This is a genomic window from Faecalimicrobium dakarense, assembly GCF_000499525.1.
Taxonomy (GTDB): Bacteria; Bacillota; Clostridia; order Peptostreptococcales; family Peptostreptococcaceae; genus Faecalimicrobium; species Faecalimicrobium dakarense.
On record NZ_HG529329.1, the window covers coordinates 1 to 22,748 of the forward strand.

23 protein-coding genes are annotated in these 22,748 nt (G+C 27.4%); 1 reads left to right on the top strand and 22 read right to left on the bottom strand.

Going from position 1 to position 22,748, the window contains the following annotated elements:
- Positions 1 to 30: 30 nt before the first annotated feature.
- From BN899_RS08615 to BN899_RS08670, 13 genes are all read right to left on the bottom strand, one after another.
- Positions 31 to 636: an ABC transporter ATP-binding protein gene (locus tag BN899_RS08615; protein ID WP_042274674.1), complete on the bottom strand. Its 606-nt coding sequence runs from the start codon at positions 634 to 636 to the stop codon at positions 31 to 33.
- Positions 626 to 1,300, bottom strand: a complete 675-nt coding sequence (locus BN899_RS08620; protein ID WP_330362503.1) for an oligopeptide/dipeptide ABC transporter ATP-binding protein — start codon at positions 1,298 to 1,300, stop codon at positions 626 to 628. Before BN899_RS08620 ends, BN899_RS08615 begins: the two co-directional genes overlap by 11 nt.
- Positions 1,297 to 1,566: an ATP-binding cassette domain-containing protein gene (locus BN899_RS20480; RefSeq protein WP_330362504.1), complete on the bottom strand. Its 270-nt coding sequence runs from the start codon at positions 1,564 to 1,566 to the stop codon at positions 1,297 to 1,299. The genes BN899_RS08620 and BN899_RS20480 overlap by 4 nt, the downstream gene beginning before the upstream one ends.
- A 78-nt stretch (positions 1,567 to 1,644) precedes the next feature.
- Positions 1,645 to 2,067, bottom strand: a complete 423-nt coding sequence (locus tag BN899_RS08625) for a DUF1648 domain-containing protein (protein ID WP_052356759.1) — start codon at positions 2,065 to 2,067, stop codon at positions 1,645 to 1,647.
- A gap of 282 nt (positions 2,068 to 2,349) precedes the next feature.
- The gene (locus BN899_RS08630; RefSeq protein WP_242824129.1) at positions 2,350 to 3,228 is read right to left on the bottom strand and encodes an ABC transporter permease; all 879 of its coding nucleotides are present in this window, start codon (positions 3,226 to 3,228) and stop codon (positions 2,350 to 2,352) included.
- On the bottom strand, positions 3,225 to 4,217 hold the full coding sequence (locus tag BN899_RS08635) for an ABC transporter permease (RefSeq protein ID WP_042274676.1): 993 nt from the start codon (positions 4,215 to 4,217) through the stop codon (positions 3,225 to 3,227). The genes BN899_RS08630 and BN899_RS08635 overlap by 4 nt, the downstream gene beginning before the upstream one ends.
- 18 nt (positions 4,218 to 4,235) lie before the next feature.
- Entirely contained in the window at positions 4,236 to 5,849 is a 1,614-nt protein-coding gene (locus BN899_RS08640) for an ABC transporter substrate-binding protein (RefSeq protein ID WP_042274678.1), read from the bottom strand.
- A gap of 233 nt (positions 5,850 to 6,082) precedes the next feature.
- Positions 6,083 to 7,678: a hypothetical protein gene (locus BN899_RS08645; protein WP_042274680.1), complete on the bottom strand. Its 1,596-nt coding sequence runs from the start codon at positions 7,676 to 7,678 to the stop codon at positions 6,083 to 6,085.
- Complete coding sequence (locus tag BN899_RS08650; RefSeq protein ID WP_042274681.1) at positions 7,671 to 8,381, bottom strand: ABC transporter ATP-binding protein; 711 nt, start codon at positions 8,379 to 8,381, stop codon at positions 7,671 to 7,673. Before BN899_RS08650 ends, BN899_RS08645 begins: the two co-directional genes overlap by 8 nt.
- Positions 8,382 to 8,619: 238 nt before the next feature.
- Positions 8,620 to 9,354 carry an ABC transporter ATP-binding protein gene (locus tag BN899_RS08655; RefSeq protein ID WP_042274682.1) on the bottom strand — a complete coding sequence of 245 codons (735 nt, stop codon included), beginning with the start codon at positions 9,352 to 9,354 and terminating at the stop codon, positions 8,620 to 8,622.
- Positions 9,355 to 9,362: 8 nt separating this feature from the next.
- Positions 9,363 to 10,949, bottom strand: coding sequence for an ABC transporter permease/substrate-binding protein (locus BN899_RS08660; RefSeq protein ID WP_042274683.1), 1,587 nt, complete (start codon positions 10,947 to 10,949; stop codon positions 9,363 to 9,365).
- Positions 10,950 to 11,145: 196 nt separating this feature from the next.
- On the bottom strand, positions 11,146 to 11,556 hold the full coding sequence (locus BN899_RS08665) for an FxLYD domain-containing protein (protein ID WP_042274684.1): 411 nt from the start codon (positions 11,554 to 11,556) through the stop codon (positions 11,146 to 11,148).
- A 90-nt stretch (positions 11,557 to 11,646) separates the two neighbouring features.
- Complete coding sequence (locus BN899_RS08670) at positions 11,647 to 12,720, bottom strand: protein kinase domain-containing protein (protein WP_042274686.1); 1,074 nt, start codon at positions 12,718 to 12,720, stop codon at positions 11,647 to 11,649.
- Between the two features lie 76 nt (positions 12,721 to 12,796).
- On the opposite strand from BN899_RS08670, the gene BN899_RS08675 reads away from it, so the two are divergent.
- Positions 12,797 to 13,237 (top strand): hypothetical protein, encoded by a 441-nt coding sequence (locus BN899_RS08675; RefSeq protein WP_042274689.1) that lies wholly within the window; start codon positions 12,797 to 12,799, stop codon positions 13,235 to 13,237.
- 32 nt (positions 13,238 to 13,269) lie between these two features.
- Here BN899_RS08675 and BN899_RS08680 read toward each other — a convergent pair whose 3' ends face one another.
- The 9 genes from BN899_RS08680 to BN899_RS08720 form a co-directional block, all read right to left on the bottom strand.
- On the bottom strand, positions 13,270 to 15,210 hold the full coding sequence (locus BN899_RS08680) for a heavy metal translocating P-type ATPase (RefSeq protein ID WP_042274690.1): 1,941 nt from the start codon (positions 15,208 to 15,210) through the stop codon (positions 13,270 to 13,272).
- Between the two features lie 175 nt (positions 15,211 to 15,385).
- Positions 15,386 to 15,661: a metal-sensing transcriptional repressor gene (locus BN899_RS08685; RefSeq protein WP_042274691.1), complete on the bottom strand. Its 276-nt coding sequence runs from the start codon at positions 15,659 to 15,661 to the stop codon at positions 15,386 to 15,388.
- Positions 15,662 to 15,785: 124 nt separating this feature from the next.
- Complete coding sequence (locus BN899_RS08690) at positions 15,786 to 16,514, bottom strand: alpha/beta fold hydrolase (protein WP_042274692.1); 729 nt, start codon at positions 16,512 to 16,514, stop codon at positions 15,786 to 15,788.
- 166 nt (positions 16,515 to 16,680) lie between these two features.
- Entirely contained in the window at positions 16,681 to 17,319 is a 639-nt protein-coding gene (gene fsa, locus BN899_RS08695; RefSeq protein ID WP_042274693.1) for a fructose-6-phosphate aldolase, read from the bottom strand.
- A gap of 21 nt (positions 17,320 to 17,340) precedes the next feature.
- Positions 17,341 to 18,714: a PTS ascorbate transporter subunit IIC gene (locus tag BN899_RS08700; protein WP_042274695.1), complete on the bottom strand. Its 1,374-nt coding sequence runs from the start codon at positions 18,712 to 18,714 to the stop codon at positions 17,341 to 17,343.
- Between the two features lie 94 nt (positions 18,715 to 18,808).
- On the bottom strand, positions 18,809 to 19,081 hold the full coding sequence (locus BN899_RS08705; protein WP_042274696.1) for a PTS sugar transporter subunit IIB: 273 nt from the start codon (positions 19,079 to 19,081) through the stop codon (positions 18,809 to 18,811).
- A gap of 1 nt (position 19,082) precedes the next feature.
- On the bottom strand, positions 19,083 to 19,484 hold the full coding sequence (locus BN899_RS08710) for a PTS sugar transporter subunit IIA (RefSeq protein ID WP_042274697.1): 402 nt from the start codon (positions 19,482 to 19,484) through the stop codon (positions 19,083 to 19,085).
- 18 nt (positions 19,485 to 19,502) lie between these two features.
- Entirely contained in the window at positions 19,503 to 21,518 is a 2,016-nt protein-coding gene (locus BN899_RS08715; RefSeq protein WP_042274698.1) for a BglG family transcription antiterminator, read from the bottom strand.
- Positions 21,519 to 21,696: 178 nt separating this feature from the next.
- A complete protein-coding gene (locus tag BN899_RS08720; protein ID WP_042274699.1) occupies positions 21,697 to 22,665 on the bottom strand; it encodes a TIM barrel protein in 969 nt (322 codons plus the stop codon).
- Positions 22,666 to 22,748: the final 83 nt, after the last annotated feature.

A 22,748-nucleotide genomic window follows, 5' to 3' on the forward strand; every position in this document is an offset into this window, starting at 1 on the left:
ATGTTTTTATTTATAAATATATTAATTTTATTATTTTTGAAACTTAGTTAAATCAACAAATCTATCGCATATTTTGTCTAATATTGATTTTTCGTGACTTATTACTACAAGTCCTATATTTTGCTTTCTAACAATATCAAGTACAACATTTAATATTTGAGCTTGAGTTATTGCATCAAGCATTGTTGTCATCTCATCAGCTATTAAAAACTTCGTCTGAGGTGATAATGCTCTTACAACACAAAATCTTTGTAACTCTCCACCAGATAATTCATTTGGCCATCTATTTAACCATTCATCTTCTATTCCTATAGAATTTAATAACTCTTTTGAAGGTGTATATGCTTCATTTAATATATCTTTCATTTTCCATTTAGGGTTTACTGCTTTTTCTGGATGTTGAAATATTAATTGAACTTGGTTATATCCATTATTTTTACCACCATCTAATACCACTTTACCTTTATTCGGATTTTGGTACCCTGCTAGTATTTTTGCAAGTGTAGTTTTACCATATCCACTAGGGGCAACTAATCCAACAATCTCACCTTCATTTACAGTAAAATCTACATCCTTTAATATAAAATCATCTTCATCATTATATTTAAAACTTACTTTTTCGGCTCTAAGTTGCATGTATACATCTCACCATCCCATCTCTTACGATTTTAGCTTTAGGTCTAACTTCAAAGCACTCATTAGTTGATTTCTCGCATCTATTATTAAATAAACATCCTTTAGGCAGTTCATTTGGAAGAGGTTGAGATCCTTTTATTGGCTTAAATTCATTTTGAGGAAGTGCATTCCATAAAGCTTTTGAATAAGGATGTCTTAAGTTTTCACCGTTTCCCTTAAAATCTTTTGCACTTGCTACTTCAAGTGTAGTTCCTGCATAAAATACTGCTATTTTATCTGCTACTTTTAAAGCTGCATTTATATCGTGAGTTATCATAAGCACTGCTGATCCACTATCTGCAATTTCTCTAAAATGAGAAAGTGCTTCATTTAATGATTTTTCATCAAGTCCTGGAGTTGGTTCATCAGCTATTATAACTTTACTATTTGAAACAAGAGCTGTTGATAGTAATACTTTTCTAGCCATACCACCTGACAGTTGAAACGGATATAGTTTATCAACTTTTTCATCTAGATTATACTTTTTAAATACATTTCTCTGTATTTTGTTTGCTTTTTCTTTTTCTTCTATTGAAATTTTTACTTGGTTAGATACTTTCATAAGAGGATCTAAATAGTTTACTGACTGAGGTATTAATACTATTTCTTTTCCTCTTAAATTCATCTTATCTTTTTTTTTAAAACTTTATCTTTATAAATTATTTTCCCTTGAGTACTGGAGTTATGAGGAAGTATTCCAAGTATAGCATGTGCTAGTAAGCTTTTACCCGAACCACTTGAGCCTACAACAGCAGTTATTTCACCTTCATAAAGTTCTAAATCAAGCCCTGTTATTACATTTAATTCACGTCTTCTAAGGCCTTTTGTATATTGAGAAAAAGAAACTCCTAAGTTTTTTACTTGTAATATTGGCTTTATACTTTCTTTCATGGAAATACTAACCTACTTTCATTTATATAAATTATTTAGGATTTATTATTAATTTAATTAGAATATGCTGGGTAGATATTATAGTTTTGATTTATCTTTATATCTAAAAATATTTAGAGTAAATACAATTATTACTCCAAAGGTCAACGCTAGAAATATAAATGTAAACCATGTTCCAATATTAATACCTTTTGCTGAACATATTGCAATATAAGTGAATGTACTTAACATTATTAGTTTAGTGTAACAGATAATACTTCTTGTACTTTGATATACCTTAATATAGTTATTTTCATTAACTTTAATAGGTATATTCCATGCATAAGGCATAAATGATAAAAGTGTAATTACTAAATATAAAAATCCACCAATCATAGGAAGGATTAACATAGATGCTTTACTACCCCATCCATCAGCTTCACCTAATGCATTATAGTGAGATGGTATTTCATCAGGTATTTCATTCCAGTTAAGAATTAAATATCCAAATAAAAATATCATAACTAGGATACACAAAACCTCTGAAAGTTTTTGTGGTTTAGTGAAATCTATTTTTTTATTAATTTTAAACGCCACCTTTAAAAAGTTCTATCCAACATATTCTATATAATTTTATTTTAATACATCTATTAACTTAATGGTGAATCTTTAGCAACGGATTTGATCGAAGCGATAGCGAGTATCACATCGTTGGCGCTATGAACGAAGTGAATCTTTAGCAACGGATTTTACCAAGTCGATAGCAAGTGCCACATCGTTGGCGCTATGAGCAGCGCGAATTTTTTATTTATAAGCTGTTTTAGGGTCTATAAGCTTTCTTAAGTTTTGACCTGTTGTATCTACCATCATAGATGCTATAAGCAGCACTAATCCTGGGAAAAATGCTAACCACCAATATCCAGTTGATAGATATTTCATAGATTCTGATAATATTATTCCTATTGCTGGTTCATGAGGTGATAATCCAAAACCTAAAAATGTTATAGATGCTTCATGAAGTACTGCATGAGGAAATATTAAAAGAGTTCCCACCAATAACTGAGGTAATATATGTGGTAATATATGTTTCTTTGCTATGTATATATTTGATTTTCCAAAGTTTTTTGATATCTTTACATACTCTGAAGATTTTATTTGCATTACTTCAGACCTTATTAGTCTTGCTAAAGATGGCCAGTGAGTAAGTGATACCCCTATTACTACTCCTTTAAGTCCCCCACCTACTGCAAAACATATTAATATTATTAATAATATATGAGGTACACTTAAAACTAAGTCTACAAACCAACTTATGATAGAGTCAACTACCTTACCACAAGTAGCAGACATAAGGCCAAGTATTAATGCCATTATTCCACTAAGCAAACTAGATAATAGTCCTATTTTTATACTTAAAGTTATTCCTTTTATAGTTCTTGCAAACATATCTCTTCCCATCCAATCAGTACCAAATAAATGGTTTATACTTGGCGCTAAGTTCTTTTGAGAAAAGTTTACTGCTAAATCCGTATCACTAATATTGCTACCCATTATAAGTGTTGTTAATATTACTAGAGCACAAAATGCTATTATAGATATAGTTCTTTCTCTAGCTCCAAATGTAATTTTTTTATTTTCTTGAATTATAGGAGGATTTTTAACTTTTGCTGCTTCTTCCATCATATTTTGTATCCCTCCTTAATCCTTGGATCTACTACTTTATATAATAAATCTGCTATTAAATTTCCGCTAAAAACAAATATTGCACTTATAATGACAATTCCCATAAGAAGTGGTAAATCTCCTTTTAACCCTGCGTCAACTGTAGCCTGACCAAGTCCTGGATATGAAAATACCTGTTCTGCAAATATAGTTCCAGCAAATAATTCACTAAAAGATAAAAATTGAAGAGTTATAGCTGGAAGCGCCACATTTCTTATAACATGATTGAATACTATTTTTTTAGTACTTTCTCCTCTTGCCTTTGCAAACAATATATATTCGCTTTGTAATATTTCGATAACTTTTTCTCTTGTATGTAGACAAATATTTGCGACACCTAGTATAGATAAAGTCATAGCTGGAAGTATCATATGTTTTATCATACTAAACATTGTAACTTCATCACTTAGAACTCCTATTGGAACGCCTAGACCTATAGGAAATAATTTTAAGTTTACTGCAAATACCATAAGTAAAAGCAATCCTAGCCAAAATGTTGGCGTTGATATTAATATATAACAATATCCTTTTATAAATTTATCTACGATTTTTCCTTCATTAACACCTGATATAATTCCTAAAATAAACCCTAATACCCCAGAAAGTATCCATGCTACAACCATTAGCCCAAGAGATGCAATAAATCTTTCTCCTATAACTTCTATAACAGGTCTTCTAAATATTAAAGAAGTACCAAAGTCTCCTTGAGCTAGTGAACTAAACCAATTAGTAAACCTTTCTAAAGGGGGGGCATTAAGCCCCCAATATTCTGCTATTTTTAATTTTTGCTCTGGAGTTACAGACAAGTCTGCTCCCACATACGCTCTTATAGGGTCAATTGGAGATGCCTCCATCAGGATAAATGTAAGAATGCATAGTGCAGTTAATAAAGTTATCAATCTAAATATTTTTTTGCCTGCAAATAAACCTATACTTTCTTTTTTAGCCATTTATTTTCCCCCTTAAATTTATTTCCATTTCCACTCTGTTATATTTTCAAGGATAGCCCCACCATGTGGTTGTGGTTTAGGAGTTCCTATATCTAAATCTTTATTCATTATAAATAAGTGGTTTACATTTGTTAACCACGCCCATGGTGCATCACCAGCTGGTGCTATACCAGTCTCACCATCCCATTGAGCTTTTTTCCAAAACTCTAAAGCTTCTTCTTCTGTTTTACTTGTCATTGCTTTATTTATATACTCATCAACTTTTTCATTTTTATAAAATCCTGTGTTATACCAATCTACACCTGAGTTTTTGCTGTGGAATAATTGGAATATTAAAGCTGGATCGTGTTCTCCCCAACCTAATATAACTGGTTGAGAGTGTAGTATTTCCATAGCGTTATCCCAAGTTCTAGCTTCTGGTATTGCATTTATTCCTATTTCTTTTAATTTTTCGCTAACTGCTAATGCCATTTCTTGTCTATGCTTTGTTTCCATTATATAACATAATTTGAATTCAGCTTTTAATCCATTCTTTTCAACTATTCCGTCATTATCACTATCTTTCCATCCACCATCAGCTAATATTTTCTTAGCTTTTTCTATATCACCATCTTTTATTTCAACCTCGCTGTTATACCAAGGCATAGATTCTAACCCTACATATGATGGTGTACCGTATCCTGATAATACCCCTTCAACTAATTCATTTCTGTCAATTCCATAGTTTATTGCTTGACGTATAGCTAAGTCACTAGTTACGTCATTTCCTATTGGATTTTTATCTTCAGTCTTTTTACCACTCTTTACAGTTGGGAAAGTAATACCTAAGTTTTCAATACTATCAACTTCTCTTAATACTTTTCCATCTATCTTTTGATCTGCAAAAGAAGCTGGTATTGAAGCCATATCTACTTCATCAGATTTTAAAGCTGCAAGTGCTGCATCACTATCTAAAAATAACATTGTAAGCTTTTTAATACTTGGCTTTTCTCCATAGTAATCTTCATTAGCTTCAACTATTATTTGTTGACCTTTATCCCATTGAACAAATTTGTATGGCCCTGAAGTTACAGGGTTTGTAGCATATTTATCATCATGTAAATCTTTTGGCACTATACCTATATTTATTAATTTATTAACAAATGTAGATTGTGGCTCTTTTAACTTAAACTCTACAGTATATTCATCAATTGCTTTTATACTTTCTACTGCTGTTAAATCTACAACAGATGCTGACTTACCTGCTGTTTCAAAAGTGTATACCACGTCTTCTGCTATTAATTTACTTCCATTTGTAAATTTTGCGTCATCTCTTATTTTTACAGTCCATGTTAATTTATCATCACTTACACTATATTCTGTTGCAAGGTCATTTTTTATTTTCATATCCTTGTCTCTAGTAAGTAAAGTACTAAAAAATACTCTAGTTACTGCATGGTGTCCCCCAGTTGTTGGATCTAACCCTTCAGGCTCTGAACCAACTGATACTACTAATTCATTATTTTCTTTTCTTGAATTTACCTTAGTGCTATTTTTCCCTTTACTTTCTTGTTTTGTACTAGAACATCCAACTAGTAAAGATGTCGTCATAACTACTGTCAAAGACATAGCTAAAAACTTTTTTAATTTCATCCCTTTATCCCCCTTGTTAATGTTGATTAAATTAAAAAATTATAATTTTTACACAAAAAAAGAAGATTTTAAGTCTAAAAATAAACCTAAAACCTTCATGGTTTCGCTGTTAAAAATTATTTTATTTGATTTCAAGTAAATTGTATTAGGTTAATGTGCATATGTCAACTAAATATTTGTTTTATTTACATTTTTCATATTATTTTAAAAATTTATTACTTAATACTCTATACTTAAATATTTTTGAAGAGCTTTACTCCTTTAGTTTTTATCAGATTATAAAGTATATAATCTAATACTAAAGTTATGATTGTTCCTATTAATAAATATATATTTAAATTATTTATATTTAAAATAAAATAAATTCCTACATATATACCTAAATAAATCATACCTCCAAATAGTACTATCATTATACCTATACTTCTTTTTACTACCGCTACTTCATTTTTCCAATCTAAATTTGGAAAATGTAAATTTGCAAATAGTCCTGATAATGAAACAAGTATAGACATAGCTATTATTGTAAGTGTCATTATGGCTATAAAACCTAAATCAAATTTTAACTTAAGTCCTAAAAGTAAAAAGCATATAACAGGTATTGGAATATTTAAAAGTAAATTCATATATATCTTTGCTTTAAATATATCAGTTTCTTTAATTGGAGATGATTTTAATATCCATAAATTCTTACCTTCAAATGATATAGAACAGTAAGTTGTACAAGACATAATTATTATAAATAAGATACCAACTATTATTTGAGGTTTTATCATATTCATATCTATATTAAGATTGAGTATCATATTTATTTTGTCAGCACCAAATACTAAAATACCAATTGTCATTAAAGTCAAAAGTATCATTCCAACAGATGTATTTAGTACATATATATAAGATGAAAAATATCTACTTATCTCTTTTTTCATAAGAGCCACTGTTGGTGAAGAGTGTTTAAGCTCTTTTACTTCATAAGCCTTATCTTTATAGCTTTCATTCATTTTAGCATTTATATCTTTAAATTTTTTAGAAAATATCTTAATAAATAATAAAAATGATACTAAAGATATTAATAAAAATATTACTAAAGATATTAAATTGCTATTTTTTAATGAATCTATAAAATAATAAGTAGGTGGATATATACTACTAATTCCATCTATTATTCCTTTGCTATTATTTAATATATTCATACCTATAGATTCTATTTGAGTGGCAACACCCATATATGCTATAAGTAATAATATACTTCCAATTATTAAAACTGCATTTTTATATTTAAACTTTGATGAAATACCACCTATAAAAAATGAAATAATAGAAGATATAACTATTGGTATTAAAGGCATCATTAACATTAATAATACTAAATATATAAAGTAAATTGCACTAATGTCAACCTTTATAAAATACACTATAGCTGGTATTAGCATAACTCCTAATGAGTATAAATAGTTTGTAAAAAGTAGCATAAGTACTTTACTACTTAATACAGTTGAGTCTTTTATAGGAAGGCTAGTTAACATATCAAAATCTTTCGCATTAAATAAATATGATGGTGCCTTATAAATTGATGTAAAAAGGGTAAATAATGTTGACCCTAAAAATCCAATTGCTAGTAATAGCTCCATTTGATTTATTTGTATTAAAATATCTGAAACTAAAAAACACATTTTAAATATATAATATGCAAGTATTCCTATTGAAAATAAAATCAACATTGTAGTCCCTAATATTTTATTCTTTTCTTTTTTATCAGCATTTTTTATATTATTTAATTTGAATTCATTGATTATATTTGTATTTAATAATAAAAGTAAATTACTCATGTTCAATCAACTCCATAAACATATTTTCAAGAGAATTATCTCCTTTTACCTCAGATGTAGTTCCAGATGATATTATTTTCCCACCTTTAATTATTGCTATTTTATCGCATATCTTTTCAGCTACTTCTAATACATGCGTTGAGAAGAATATACATCCTCCGTTTTTGCAAAAATCTTTCATTATTTCTTTTACTGTAAATGAAGCCTTAGGATCAAGTCCTACAAATGGTTCATCAAGTATTAATATTTTTGGACTGTGTATTAATGCTGATATTATTGCTAATTTTTGTTTCATACCATGTGAATATGATGATATTAAACTTCCTAAATCTTTTTCTATTTCAAATTCCCTAGAGTACTTTTGTATTAAGCTTTGTCTTTTAACTCTATCTACTTTAAATATATCTGCTATAAAATTAAGATATTGTATTCCTGTAAGAGATTCGTAAAGATCTGGGTTGTCTGGTATATATGCTATATCTTGTTTACATTCTATCGGATTTGTTTTTATAGAGTGTGAGTTTATTAATATATCCCCTTTTTCAAAGTCATGTATTCCAACTATTGCTTTAATTGTTGTTGTTTTACCTGCTCCATTGTGACCTATAAATCCAAATATTTCTCCTTTATTTATTTCTAGGGATATATTATCTATCGCTAACTTATTTTTGTACGACTTAGAAACATTTACTAACTTTAACATTTTATCTCCTCCAAAATATAGTTGTTATATATAATATATAACAACTATATATTTTGTGCAATAATTTTTATTATATTTGTTATACTTTTTGTATAACAAAATTCATGTCGCTCAAGTGGTTCGCCCACACGTGGCTCAAACGACCTACAAACCAGATAAAATATAATTTCCTTCAATATAAAAATCCCTCTAGTAATTTATTCACTAGAGGGATTTTTAAATTATTTAATAAATATTTTTAAACTACACTACTTACTAAATTTTTTACAAAGTCACTATTTGGATTTTTTATTATATCTTCTTCATTACCATATTGAACTATTTTTCCATTATCCATAATTACTACTTTGCTTCCTAATTTAAAAGCTTCTTTTATATCATGGGTAATAAAAAATATAGTTTTATTTAGCTTTGTTTGTATTTTTAGTAGTTCATCTTGTAGAGACTTTCTAGTTATCTCATCTACTGCACCAAAAGGTTCATCCATAAGTATTATTTCAGGGTCTGAAGCTAGTGCTCTTGCAATACCTACACGCTGTTTTTGACCACCACTTAGCTCACTTGGATATCTATATAGTAAATCTTTATCAAGTTCTACTATGTCTATTAGTTCATTAACTTTAGTTGATATTTTATTTTTATCATTTTTCTCTAAATCAAGTACATAAGATATATTTTTTTCTACTGTCATATGTGGAAATAGACCTATATCTTGTATTACATATCCTATATTCCTTCTTAACTTTATAATATCTGTAGTATTTATATTTTCACCTTTTACTATGATTTCACCTTTATCTGCCTTTAACAGTCCATTTATTAACTTTAGTGTAGTTGTTTTACCACTTCCTGAACTACCTATTACTGTTACAAACTCTCCCTTGTGTATGTCTAAGTTAAAATCTGATAATACTTCTTTTTCATCATATCTTTTACATACATTTTTAAAAGTTATTATTGGTTTATTAGTCATATTTTCACCTACTTTACTAATCCTTTATTTACTAAAAATTCTCTTGCTACTGTGTTATCATCCTTTTTATCTACTTCTACTTCATAATTCATTTTAACTATATCTTCTTCTTTTATATTATTATCTAGTAATTTTATTATCTCTTTAATTTCCGGATAATCTTTAAGTGTTTCCTCCCTTATAACAGTACCTGCTAAATAACTTGGGAAAAATCCTTTATCATCTATTAAAACTTTATATTGATCATCTTTAAGTTTTGCATCTGTTGTTGAAGCATTTATAACATCAACTTTCTTTGATTCTAGACCTTGATATTTTAATCCAATATCTAAGTCTAATTTATTTTTAAATTTAAACCCATATTCTTTAGCTAGTGCATTATATCCATCTTCTCTCTCAAAGAAATCATACTCTGCACCAAATACTAACTTATCACTTACTTTAGCTAAATCTGAATAAGTATTTATATTATATTTATCTGCTATATCTTTATTTATTACTATGGCATATGTGCTGTTATAGCCATATAGCCCTAACCAATTAAGGTCATAATTTTCTTTATATCCTTTTTTCACTTCTTCATAAAGTTTAATTGGGTCTTCTATTCTTGATTTTTTCTTAAGAATATACTCCCATGATGTTCCAGTATATTCAGGATACATGTCTATTTCCCCTTTTATCATAGCTGGATGAATATTCGCTGTTCCTCCACCAATACCTTTCTTTATCTCAACATTTATATCTGTTTTTTCTTCAATTAATTGAGCCAATATTTCAGTTAAAATATATTGTTCTGTCATTGGCTTTGATGCAATAACTATCTTTTTATCTTTTTTAAATATCTTTGGTACAAATATTGATACTAAAACTATAAGAATAACAATTATTACTATAACTATAGGCTTTATATATTTTTTTATTGTATTGTTTATTTTTAATATTTTTGTTCTTTTTCCTGTAACTCTATAGTTTATATATTTTTCAAACTTTCTTAATATAGTATCAGTTACTAATGCAATAAGTGCAATTAATAAACTTCCTGCCATTGTCATTGCAGAGTTGTTAGTTGTTATACCTCTCCATATGGCAACACCTAAGCCTCCTGCACCTATAAATGATGCAATACCACCTAAAGCTATAGTCATTATTACCATATTTCTAAATCCTGAAAAAATTACAGGAAGTGCAAGAGGTAATTTTATCTTATATAAAATTTGAAATTTTGTACTTCCCATTCCAACTGCTGATTCTATAGTTCTTTCGTCTATGTTTTTTATCCCGGTATGCGTACTTGTTACCATTGGAAGTAACGCATATATTATAAGAGTTATAATGGCAGTTGTATTCCCCACCCCAGAGATAGAAACTAAAAATCCTAATATCGCAATCGATGGTATTGTATATAAAAAGTTAGTAATACCTATTATTGGTGATGCTAATTTTTCATTTTCAGATATTATAATCCCTAAACTAATTCCTATTATTGATGCTATTAATACTGCTATTAATGAAATAGCAAGATGTTGACCTATTAACTCTATAAAAAAATCTGATTTATCTACGTATAAATTAAGTATTTCTTTTATTAATGTCATATTCGCCTCCTTGTACATACTTTTATATATTTTAATATAGTTAAAATATATATTTACCCATAAAATAATATGCTAAAATTAATATCTTTAAAAGTATGCACTTTTAAGTAACTGGTTACTAAAAAGTGCATACTTTTAAATTTATATAAAAATACCCCTTAAAATAGTATTTTAAGGGGTATTGTTTAGTGCTTTACTAAAAGGCACTTGATTTTGAAGTTATTGTATAAGTATCAAAATTATTTTCTATACAAAGTATTTCTATTTTTCTTTTTTCTTTAGGTGCAACGTCTGTTTCATTAGTGAATGAACTTTCAATAACTGTGCCATCTTTATCCATTAACTTATAATCAAACTGAACATAATCTATTGTTTCATCACTAGTATTTTCAAATGTTCCTACTATCTTAGTGCTAAATGAGTCTTTTTTAACTTCCCATTTTATATCCTTTGTCATTTCTTCTAATTTAGAATCCACTTTGGCAGTTTGCTTTTCAACATCGTTAATAGCATTATCTACACTAGATACACCAGCTCCTAAAAATGCTACACATCCTCCTATAATAACTACAAATCCTATAACTATTCCTAATATTATTTTTTTCATACTCAACCTCCATAAATGATTTCTTATTATGATTTTATTATATATTCCATCATATAAAGGTTGGTATGCTGGTAGCATACAAGTAAAAATTTATTCAAATAGAGTCATTAATCCTCCACATAAAAGAAATATTACTATTGTATATAACCAATACCCAAATATTTTTGTAATTTTTTTATTACTTCTTATTATAGGTAATTTTTCTTTGATGTTTAAGAAATTTGTATATATTAAATATATAGATAAAAGAGTAATAACCACTAGTATATTTGTAATAAGTTCAGCAGTATTTTTGTGGATAAATAGACCAATTAATAAAAATAAATACCAAGCACTTGCTAATATCATAAATATAATATTTCCTCTTCTAAATCCAGGAATATATTTTAGTATTTTTTCTTCTTTATATTCTTTTTTACTTTTAATTTCAATTTCTTTTTTATAAATTTTCGTTTCTAAATCTTTTCTTAATTCTTCTACAGTTTGGTACCTTTTATCTGCTGATATATTAGTACATTTTTTTATTATATTTTTTAAAATCCCATTATTCTCTTCTTCTTTTATATGCTTACCTGTAGTTAGTACATTCATCATTATACCTATTGCATATATATCACTTCTACAATCAGTTTGATCAAATCCAAATTGTTCAGGCGAAGCATACCCCTTAGTTCCTAAAAGTGTAGTATCTAAATTTTCACCATCTTTATAAGTTCTTGCAATATCAAAATCTATAAGTTTTAATATGTTGTCATTATTTATAATAATATTTGATGGCTTTATATCTCTATGAATTATAGGAGGATTTAGGTTATGTATTTTGCTTAATATATCACATAATGAAATAATATATTTTATAACAACTTGTTCATCTAATTTATTATTTTTTTCTAAAATAGTTTGTAAATTATCCCCATTTATAAACTCTTCAATTAGTATTAATTTTTCATCTAATTCAAATATTTCATAAACTCTAGGCATATTTATACTTTCTATATTTTTTAGCCCTTCATATACTTCTTTTGTATATTCTTTTAATTCTTTTTTTATATATATTTTGTCATCTTGTAAATTTTGCACTAAAAATATTTCTACTTTTTTACTCTTATATATTGATTTTAATTCTTCATATAAAGACAACTTATACTCTATATCTAAATTCAATTATTTTACACCTCTTACTTATTGATTTTATAACCTTAAAATTATATCATATTAATAGAAGAGGTGAAATACTAGTATGAATGATATTAAAACTGTTGAGCTTATGAGCTTATTAAAAAATATAGATAGTGAGTCAAATTTAGATGACTATATTTCAAATAAGTTAACAGGCTCAAATGATTTAAGTCTACATAAGTACTTTGAGAATTTATTTAAAGCTAAAAGTCTTAGCAAAAGTACTGTTATTAAAAACGCTGACATAGATAGAACTTATGGATATGAGATTTTAAGAGGTGATAAAAAACCTAGCCGTGATAAAATTTTACAACTTTGCATTGGAGCTAATTTCAACTTAGAAGAAAGTAATAAAGCTTTAAAACTTGGTAATGTTGGTGAACTTTATGCTAAAGTTCCAAGAGACAGTGTTATTATATTTTGTATAAATAAAAAACTTGGTATTATAGAAATTAATGAATTGCTTTTTGGATATGGATTTAATATTCTTGGAGAAGAATAAAAATAGGGATAATACTATTATCCCTATTTTTATTATATATTTACCTGTTCTATACTCTCTTTAATAAAATCATTTTTATTATAAGTGATTTTATTATTGTCATATATATTATTTAGCTTATTACTTTTCCATTTTAGTAATAAAGCTGAATGTATAATGACAACTACTGAACCTATATTATGAACTAATGCTCCTAATATAGGGTCTAATACTCCAAACATAGCAAGTATTATTGATAAAAAGTTTAATACCATAGATATAACTATGTTAATATTTACAGTATTCATTGTTTTTTTAGCTAACTCTAATAAATGAGGTATATACTTTATATCCTCTCCTACAAGAGCTATATCTGCAGCTTCAACTGCAATATCACTCCCTATTCCTCCCATTGCAATTCCAACATATGATTTCTTTAGTGCTGGTGCATCATTAACACCATCACCTACCATACAAACTTGTTCATTATTATTTTGCAATTTATCAATTATGTCTAATTTATCTTTTGGTAAACACTCTGGATATACATCATCTATTTTAGATATATTAGCTATATTTTCAGCAGTTTGCTTGTTATCTCCTGTAAGTAATATACTCGTTTTGCCTAATTTCTTAATACTTTCTATCATATCTTTTGCATTATCTCTAATTATATCTTCAAGTACTATAAATCCTTTTATATCATTATTTTTTGCAGCAAATATAATTGTACTTCCTTTTTCTATGTAAGCCTTAATTACTTTTTCTTGTTCATTAGATAAAGTTAAGTTATGTTCTTCTAATAATTTTTTATTACCAGCTAATATTTTCTCATTATCTATATTTGCATAAACACCTTTACCTATTGCCATTTTAAAGTTAGTTGCTTCATATAAGCTGTCCTCGAGTATTGACTTATAGTGAGATAATATAGCTTTTCCAAGTGGATGTTCAGAGTATCTTTCAACACTAGATACTAATCTTAATAGTTCATTTTCATCTATGTTTTTATCAAAAGAATGTACTCTTGTAACTTTAGGCTTTCCATAAGTTAATGTACCTGTTTTATCAAAAGTAATTTTTTTAACTTTAGATAATCTTTCTAAAGCATCTCCTTCTTTAATTAATATACCAAACTTTGTAGCATTTCCTATACCAGCCATTATAGCTGTTGGAGTTGCTAATACTAAAGAACAAGGACAAAATACAACTAGTATTGTTACAGAACGTATTAACTCACCCGTTACAAACCACGTTAATACTGCTGAAACTAAAGCAATAATTACTATCCAAGTAGCCCATTTATCAGCCATTCCTACTATCTTAGCTTTACTAGCATCAGCTGATTTTACTAAACGTATCATCTTTTGAAGTGAACTATTTTCACCTATTTTAGTTGCTTTCATATCAAATGCACCAAATAAATTTACTGTTCCACTAAATACTTCATCATTTACTCTTTTATCAACAGGCATTGATTCCCCTGTCATAACAGATTGGTCTATAGACGTTTCCCCATTTATCAATACACCATCTACTGGAATAGTTTCTCCCGGCAAAACTTTTATAATATCATTTACAACTACATCTTTAGAATCAATAACACTTTCAATTCCTTTTTTTATAACTCTAGCTGTAGTTGGTGTTAAATTTATTAATTTCTCAATTCCTTTTTTAGCCTTTGAAAGAGTATATTCTTCTAACATCTCTCCAAGTGCCATTATAAATGCTACTTCTCCAGCTGCAAATACTTCTCCAATAAATATAGATGCAATTAATGCTATAGATACAAGTACTCCTGCTTTTATATTAAAATCAGTTAAAATACCAGTAACTGCACCCTTAAATATTGGAAAGCCACATAATATAACTGCAACCCATGAAAAATCAATTGGTGATGGAATTAAATCTAAGAAGCTAATAACTAGTGATATAGCAGAAACTACTAGTATTAAAATCTCTTTATTGATTTCATTTTTTATTAATAATTTCATATTCTACCTCCTTTTATACCCATAGGGGTATAGGTACATGGTAGTATTATCCATACTATTTGTCAATAAAAATTAATTTAACTAGTTAAATTAATCACACTCTTTAAAATTTATAACTTATATAAAATGTAAACTTTTACAATAAAAAAAGCAGTCAAATTTGACTGCCTAAAAATTACTTAAGTCTTGAGAAATGCTCTATTGCTTTTGAAAATTCTTTAATTGTTTTTTCATGGTCACCATGTTCTAATCCATCTTTTACACAATGGCTTATATGCCCCTCTAATACTATTTGTCCAACTTTATGAACCGCACTTTTTACTGCATTTATTTGCATTAAAATATCTTCACAAGGTATATCCTCATCAACCATATTGTCTATAGCATTTAATTGACCTATTACTTTTTTAATTCTTCTGTGTATATTATCTGAATCCATGCACTGACGCATATTGCTTCCTCCATCTAGCTTTAATTTCGCTTAATATTATATACAAAGAATATCATTCATCAATATCAAAGTCAATTAATCAGTTTTGCTATTATTTATTTTATAAATATCTCACTAGTATGTTTTAATCTATTGATTCTAAAAATTCATTTATCACTTTCATAAGACCTGTAAAGTCATCACATTTTATATCATGACCTGCTTTTTCAAAACTCTCTATTCTAATACTCTTACTATTTATATGCCCTATGTAAGTTAGTATATCTTCTCTAGATAATAAGGTTTCTTCCTGTTCACCTTTTAATAATAAAAATGGGCAGTTAATTTTATTTAATTCTTCTTTAAAATAAATTTGCTTTGAATCTTTTTCTATACTTTTTAAATTTTCATATTTAATAGATATTGATTCACAATGCGTATTATAAAACTTAATCGACTCTTTTGCCCATCCATTAGGCATTTTTTTATGCTCTGCTGGATATTCTCCAATTATTAGACCTTTTAATAAATTAGAATTTAAAATAGAATATCCTAATGCATATGATACACCTCTTGAGTATCCCATAATACAAAAGTTACTTAATCCTAATTCATTTACTACTGAATTTATATCATCAACATGATCTTTTAAAGTATATCCTTTATCTGTTGAGTCGCTTTTTCCTCTTCCTCTAAATGATAGTGCTACACATCTTCTATCATTCATATTTTCTATAATATTTATATAATCATCACAAGACTCTGATAATCCTGGACAAATTAATAACGGCGTTTTATTAGTATCCTTTAATTCATTGTCAATATAATGTATTTTTAAGCCTTTATTATCTACCCAATTCTCCTTAATCTTCATTTATATTTTTCCCCCTATAATAAACTATCTATATTTATACTACATACTGCACTGTATTACCTTTAAGTGATATTGTAGTATTTTCTACATTAGATTTATTCTGAAAATAAAAAAGATGACCAAGTTCAATATATAGGTCATCTTTTTTATAAAGTAATATTTTTAATTACATATTTTTATAATCAGCTAAAAACTTTTCTATCCCTATATCAGTTAAAGGATGCTTAGCCATTTGCTTTAATACGCCAAATGGTATAGTAGCAATATCCGAACCTGCTAATGCACAACGTGATGCATGTATTGGATTTCTAATACTTGCTGATATTATTTCTGTATTTATGTTATGAGTTTTAAACATAACTGAAACTTCAGTTATTAAATCAGTTCCAACCATACCTATATCATCTAATCTTCCAACAAATGGACTTACATAAGTAGCTCCTGATTTTGCCGCAAGTAATGCTTGCTGAGATGAGAATATTAAAGTTACATTAGTTTTTATTCCCTTTTGAGATAGTATGCTAACTGCCTTTAATCCTTCTATGCACATTGGTATCTTAATTACTATATTTTTATGTAACTTTACTAATTCTAAAGCTTCTTCTACCATTTTATCACACTCTAAGCTTATTACTTCAGCACTTATTGGTCCATCTACTATAGAACATATTTCATTTATTACCTCTTTTAAATCTCTTCCTTCTTTAGCTATTAGTGAAGGATTAGTTGTAACACCATCTAATATACCCCATGTTGCTGCTTCTTTTATTTCATCTACATTTGCTGTATCTATAAATATTTTCATATGTTTGACTCCTTATTTTTATTAAGCCGTTTTTTCTTGATCTGTATTTTCAATTGTTTTTTTAGGAATTTTACTTATAACTACTAATATTACTACAATACCAATTAGTATACCTGTAAGCCCTACTTGACCTACAAACTCTTGAATTCTACCTAAGAATACTCCCATAACTCCAAAGTCTGCATCTGAGAATGTAGAGTTTGCTATTCCTAATCCTCCAAGTACTGGTAATAATACTACTGGTAACAGTGATACTACTATACCGTTTAAGAATGAACCAACTATAGCCCCTCTTCTACCTCCTGTAGAGTTACCAAATACTGCTGCTGTTGCTCCTGTGAAGAAATGAGGTACAACGCCTGGTATTATTATTGTAAGACCCATTGCTCCTAGTGCAAGCATTGACACCACTCCACCTAAGAATGAACTTAAAAAGCCTATTAATACGGCATTTGGTGCATATGGAAATACTATTGGACAGTCTAGTGCTGGTTTTGAATTTGGTACTACTTTTGCAGCGATACCTTTAAATGCTGGTACTATTTCATTTAAAACTAATCTAACACCATTTTGAATTAATATAAATCCTGCTGCAAATGTTAATGCTTGTATCATTGAGTAAACTATAAAGTTCTTTCCACCTGATAATGTAGTTTCAACGAACTCTGCTCCTGCAACTAATGCAACTATTAAATATAAAACTAACATTGTTATAGATATAGATACTGCAGAATCTCTTAAGAAGCTTAAAGATTTAGGAACCTTCATTTCCTCTGTAGACTTAGAACCTTTACCTACTGCTTTACCTACTAACGCAGCTAATGCATATCCTGTAGATGAGAAATGTCCCAATGCTACTGCATCATTTTTCGTTATTGCTTTCATAAAAGGTTGACATATTGCTGGAGAAAGCACCATTATTAACCCTAATGCTAAAGAACCTGTGAATATTAAATTAAATCCACTCATTCCACCTGAAACTAATATTACCGCTATCATACAAGCCATAAATAATGTATGATGACCTGTTAAAAATATATATTTAAACTTTGTAAATCTCGCTATTAACATATTAGCTATCATACCAAATGTCATTATTAGAGCTGTTGCTGTACCATACTTATCTAGAGCCATTGCAACTACTGCTTCATTATTTGGTATTACACCTTGAACATTAAAACCATATTCAAACATTTTACCAAACGGCTCAAGAGAGCCAACTATAACACCAGCAGCTGCTGATATTACAACAAAACCAACCATTGCCTTTAAAGAACCTTTTATTATATCTTCTATAGGTTTCTTTTGAAGTACTAACCCTAGTACAACCATAACACCTATTAAAACTGCTGGCTCAGATACGAAATCAATTAATACTTTTAAAAATCCGTTCATTTTTGACCCTCCAAACTATTTATTAGTCTCTATTAAAAATAATATTATTCCTTTAATACTGGTTAAATTATTTAATTTAACCAGTATTAATTTATTAGCATCCTAATTTTTCTTGTAATTTAGCTTTTAATTCATCTTTATCAAATAAAGCATCTAATACTATTAAGTTTGGTAAGTGAGAAGCACTTGGCTCTAAATCTCTAGCTGTTATAAATATATCTGCTTGATCTGCAGTTGCATCTGCTAAAGAATTATGTGATACTTCAAATCCACTTACACCTAATTCATTTAAGATTTCGTTTACATTCATTTCTACCATAAAGCTTGATCCTAATCCTGATCCACATACTGCCATTATTCTGTTCATTTTACACTACCTCCATTATCTCTTCTTCATTATTTGAATTTAATATTTTATTTAATTTGTTTTCATCCATACATATACTAGCTACTGTTTGCATTAATTCTAAATGGGAATTGCTATCCTTAGCACTTAAAGTTAAAAATAACTCTATATCTTTACCTAAAAAATCAACAGGTTTATTTAACTTTAGTAGGCATAAATCATTTTCTAATGCTCCATCTTCTGGTCTAGCATGAGGCATTGCCAATTTAGGTGCCATGCAAAAATATGGCCCAAACTCATCTATCTTATTTATTATTGCATCAAAGTAATTATCATTTATTGAGTTTCTTTCCTTTAAGATGTCACAAGATATTTTTATAGCTTCATCATAGCTATTTACTTCATCTAATACCTTTACTATCATGACATTTCCCTCCAATCCTTAAGAATATTGTTTTACTATTTCTAAAACTTCACTTTCACAAGATGCATTTAATATTTTTTCTAAATTACTTTTGTTAGACAACATCTTATTAATAGATACTAACGCATTTAAGTGTGATTCTTTGTCCTTCGGTGCCAAAACTATAAATACTCTCGCTTTATGTCTCTCATTACCCGAAAAACATATTTCTTCCTTAAATGTAGTTAAACTAATTCCTAACCTATTTGCACCATTTTCTGGTTTAGAGTGAGGAAGAGCAACATTTTCTAAAATTATTATGTATGGCCCTAAATTTTCAATATTTCTAATCCTTGCCTTTACATAAGACTTTTCAATAACACCTAGTTCTATTAAACTTCTTGAGCTAACTTTAATTGCATCTTTCCAATCTTTTGCTTCTTGATTTAAGCTGATTGTATTTTTATTTAAAAGGTCTGCTAATGTAACCTTATAAATTTCATTTTTTTCTTCAGTTGATGAAATTATGTTTTCAATTTCTTCTCTTAATTTATCTTTGTTTGTAACTGTAGAATATCTCTCTACACTATTCATTATTCTTTTTACAATCTGTTGACCTAAGTTAAATTTTGATTGAGTGCTAGATATTTGAGATATTAGATTTTGTTTATCTAAATTATTTAGTACTGGATTTACTTTTATGACATTTCCATTATCCTTTGAAATATCAACAGTTGTTATAGCAAAGTCATAACTTTTTTCATAATTATTAAACTCATCTAGTGATAAAATATCTTTTATTTCTATTAAATCAAAGATATCTTTTATCTGACTTTTTAATAATTGTGACGTTGCCATTCCAGAGTTACATACAATTACTATTTTAGGAATTTTTATTTCAACTCCCATTTTAACTGCATAACCACCAAAATACATTGATATGAATGCTAATTCATCATCATTAAAAAAACATCCCAGTACTTCTTCCACATTCTTTACTATCTGTTTAGTAAACTGAAATATTGATTTGTACTTATTTTTTACTTCTTCCTTAATATGATTAGGATAATATACACCATATCTTAATCTAAAAAGGGATGGTACTAAATGATTAAATATATTATTTGTAAGCTCTTTATAATCATCTATATAGATACAAGATATCTTTTCAAATTCTCTAACCATCATATTTATTTCATATATATATTTATCTTTTATTGATTGCTTACTGAAAAACTCTTTTATTTCACTATCTCTAATAATAAAAATTTGTATATAGTAGATTTCACTATCTGCTATATCTTTATTTAACACTTTTCTTAATTCTACTAGGATATCGTTTGCTAAATTCTTACAATTTAATGATTCTAAAAAGTTTATTTCATCCTCTGAGAAACTTAAACTTTCAAAATCTTTATAATAATGTTTATACATATTTGTTAAATACTTTAACGAATAATTAATGTATGTTTCTTTTGCTACATTTGGATTAATACTTTCTAAAGTTTCTTTTAATACATTATATTCTTCTAAAAACTCACATTCTTTAAATAGATAGCTGTAGTTATTGTATAAGTTAATAAATAAATATCTTCTATCTTTTAGGTCTCCTTTTATTTCATAACCGTTATAAGATTCAATTTTTAGTTTATATTTACTTATATAACTTCTAGCATCTTTTAAGTCATTCAAAACTGTATTTCTACTTACTTGTAGTAGATTACAAAGTTTTTCTATTGTAAGCTTATCATTATATGTAAGAATGTAAATTACTATTTTTAAGTACCTTTCTTTTGGAGAAAGTATATAATCTTCACTTGCATACTTTAACAATTTACTTATTTTTTCTTTATCTTTGCTGCTTAAATAATATCCTAAAGTTCTTTTGTTTTTAAGCTCAACTGAATTTATTCGTAAATAGTGTTCTAGTTTTTCTATGTCATAGTAGGTTGTCCTCTTTGATATATTGAGCTTTTTGGAAATTTCTTGTGTTGTTGCATAATCTTTTTTTATTAGTATTTTAAGAATTTCTTCTAATCTTTTGTTAATGTACATTTTGTTTGCCTTTCTTTAATATCAATATACTACATATCCATTTTGCACAAAAGATTAAAAACAGTCAACTTTTTTGTGCAAAATTTTGTACCCCCACTAAAATTATATATTTTTATACAAAATAAAAGCTAATACCACTGAAAATAGTTCTAATGGTATTAGCTTTTTGAGAATCATATTATAATTTTAAAGTTTTATCTTGTATATTTATAAAATCACTTAATTCATCCAAAGATGTAGTTATAAATTCATATACTAAATACTTTGGACTTATTATATCTATTACAGTCTTTATCTTTTTATTTGTAAATGGTTTATGCTCATCTATCTTTAATATATGAAAAACTATATCGTTAATTATTTCATTATAATCCATTTGTAAATTTTCATATTTTGGAATCTGACTTTTAACATATTTTGAAGAAATTGACTTACTTAAATGAATTCCTTTTATATATTTTTTTAACTCACCTAAATTATTTATAATGTCTAATAAATAATCGATTCCTTCTTCTTCTGTACTTATATTTAAATTTGTATTAAGTAAATGTCCTGTATCTAACATGAATCCTTTATTTTCGTATTCTATATTTTCAATAAAATATTTTGCTAATTCTTTATCTGTCATTCTAAGCCCTGGCCACCATAAGTTTTCAAAAAGTATTGTTAAATCTGTATCTAAATCTTTAAATATTTCATTTACTAACTCAATAGTTGCATCAATTACATCTTTATCTGTATATGTAAAGTTATAATTATAGCAATGTTTTAGCTTTACATTAGCTACATGAAATACTACATATTCAGCATTTAGACTTTCTGCTATTTTTATCTCCTCTTTATACTGATTTATTATTGATTTTTTATTATCTCCACCAAAATTGCTTATTATATTTTCTACATTATCAAAATCTTCTAATGTCCCTTTTTTATTTCCATTCCAAAAATCTAACCAAGTAGGAAAGTGCTTTAAATGTATTCCTTTTATTTTATTTTTAGGTATTAACTCTTCACTATATCCTAATGGTGCAAATAGTTCTATTGCATCTATATTATAATTTTTTAAGAATTTATTTATATTTTCATAGTTATTGTTGTATCTTTCCATATCGTAATTATATGTAGATAAATTGATCATTTTTAACATTTCATATCACCCCATAAGCTTAATAATTAAATTGTCCTTTTATTTTAATTGTATTACATATTTTACCATACTTAAACATATTG

What these genes read in the sequence shown, in the direction of transcription:
- BN899_RS08655 (WP_042274682.1), bottom strand. Translation starts at nt 9,354, where the DNA reads ATGACTAATAAACCAATAATAACTTTTAAAAATGTATGTAAAAGATAT.
- BN899_RS08705 (WP_042274696.1), bottom strand. Translation starts at nt 19,081, where the DNA reads ATGAACAGAATAATGGCAGTATGTGGATCAGGATTAGGATCAAGCTTT.
- BN899_RS08615 (WP_042274674.1), bottom strand. Translation starts at nt 636, where the DNA reads ATGCAACTTAGAGCCGAAAAAGTAAGTTTTAAATATAATGATGAAGAT.
- BN899_RS08680 (WP_042274690.1), bottom strand. Translation starts at nt 15,210, where the DNA reads ATGAAATTATTAATAAAAAATGAAATCAATAAAGAGATTTTAATACTA.
- BN899_RS08685 (WP_042274691.1), bottom strand. Translation starts at nt 15,661, where the DNA reads ATGCGTCAGTGCATGGATTCAGATAATATACACAGAAGAATTAAAAAA.
- BN899_RS08635 (WP_042274676.1), bottom strand. Translation starts at nt 4,217, where the DNA reads ATGGCTAAAAAAGAAAGTATAGGTTTATTTGCAGGCAAAAAAATATTT.
- BN899_RS08700 (WP_042274695.1), bottom strand. Translation starts at nt 18,714, where the DNA reads ATGAACGGATTTTTAAAAGTATTAATTGATTTCGTATCTGAGCCAGCA.
- fsa (WP_042274693.1), bottom strand. Translation starts at nt 17,319, where the DNA reads ATGAAAATATTTATAGATACAGCAAATGTAGATGAAATAAAAGAAGCA.
- BN899_RS08630 (WP_242824129.1), bottom strand. Translation starts at nt 3,228, where the DNA reads ATGATGGAAGAAGCAGCAAAAGTTAAAAATCCTCCTATAATTCAAGAA.
- BN899_RS20480 (WP_330362504.1), bottom strand. Translation starts at nt 1,566, where the DNA reads ATGAAAGAAAGTATAAAGCCAATATTACAAGTAAAAAACTTAGGAGTT.
- BN899_RS08665 (WP_042274684.1), bottom strand. Translation starts at nt 11,556, where the DNA reads ATGAAAAAAATAATATTAGGAATAGTTATAGGATTTGTAGTTATTATA.
- BN899_RS08710 (WP_042274697.1), bottom strand. Translation starts at nt 19,484, where the DNA reads ATGATAGTAAAGGTATTAGATGAAGTAAATAGCTATGATGAAGCTATA.
- BN899_RS08645 (WP_042274680.1), bottom strand. Translation starts at nt 7,678, where the DNA reads ATGAGTAATTTACTTTTATTATTAAATACAAATATAATCAATGAATTC.
- BN899_RS08650 (WP_042274681.1), bottom strand. Translation starts at nt 8,381, where the DNA reads ATGTTAAAGTTAGTAAATGTTTCTAAGTCGTACAAAAATAAGTTAGCG.
- BN899_RS08660 (WP_042274683.1), bottom strand. Translation starts at nt 10,949, where the DNA reads ATGACATTAATAAAAGAAATACTTAATTTATACGTAGATAAATCAGAT.
- BN899_RS08715 (WP_042274698.1), bottom strand. Translation starts at nt 21,518, where the DNA reads ATGTACATTAACAAAAGATTAGAAGAAATTCTTAAAATACTAATAAAA.
- BN899_RS08625 (WP_052356759.1), bottom strand. Translation starts at nt 2,067, where the DNA reads ATGATATTTTTATTTGGATATTTAATTCTTAACTGGAATGAAATACCT.
- BN899_RS08690 (WP_042274692.1), bottom strand. Translation starts at nt 16,514, where the DNA reads ATGAAGATTAAGGAGAATTGGGTAGATAATAAAGGCTTAAAAATACAT.
- BN899_RS08720 (WP_042274699.1), bottom strand. Translation starts at nt 22,665, where the DNA reads ATGTTAAAAATGATCAATTTATCTACATATAATTACGATATGGAAAGA.
- BN899_RS08675 (WP_042274689.1), top strand. Translation starts at nt 12,797, where the DNA reads ATGAATGATATTAAAACTGTTGAGCTTATGAGCTTATTAAAAAATATA.
- BN899_RS08620 (WP_330362503.1), bottom strand. Translation starts at nt 1,300, where the DNA reads ATGAATTTAAGAGGAAAAGAAATAGTATTAATACCTCAGTCAGTAAAC.
- BN899_RS08640 (WP_042274678.1), bottom strand. Translation starts at nt 5,849, where the DNA reads ATGAAATTAAAAAAGTTTTTAGCTATGTCTTTGACAGTAGTTATGACG.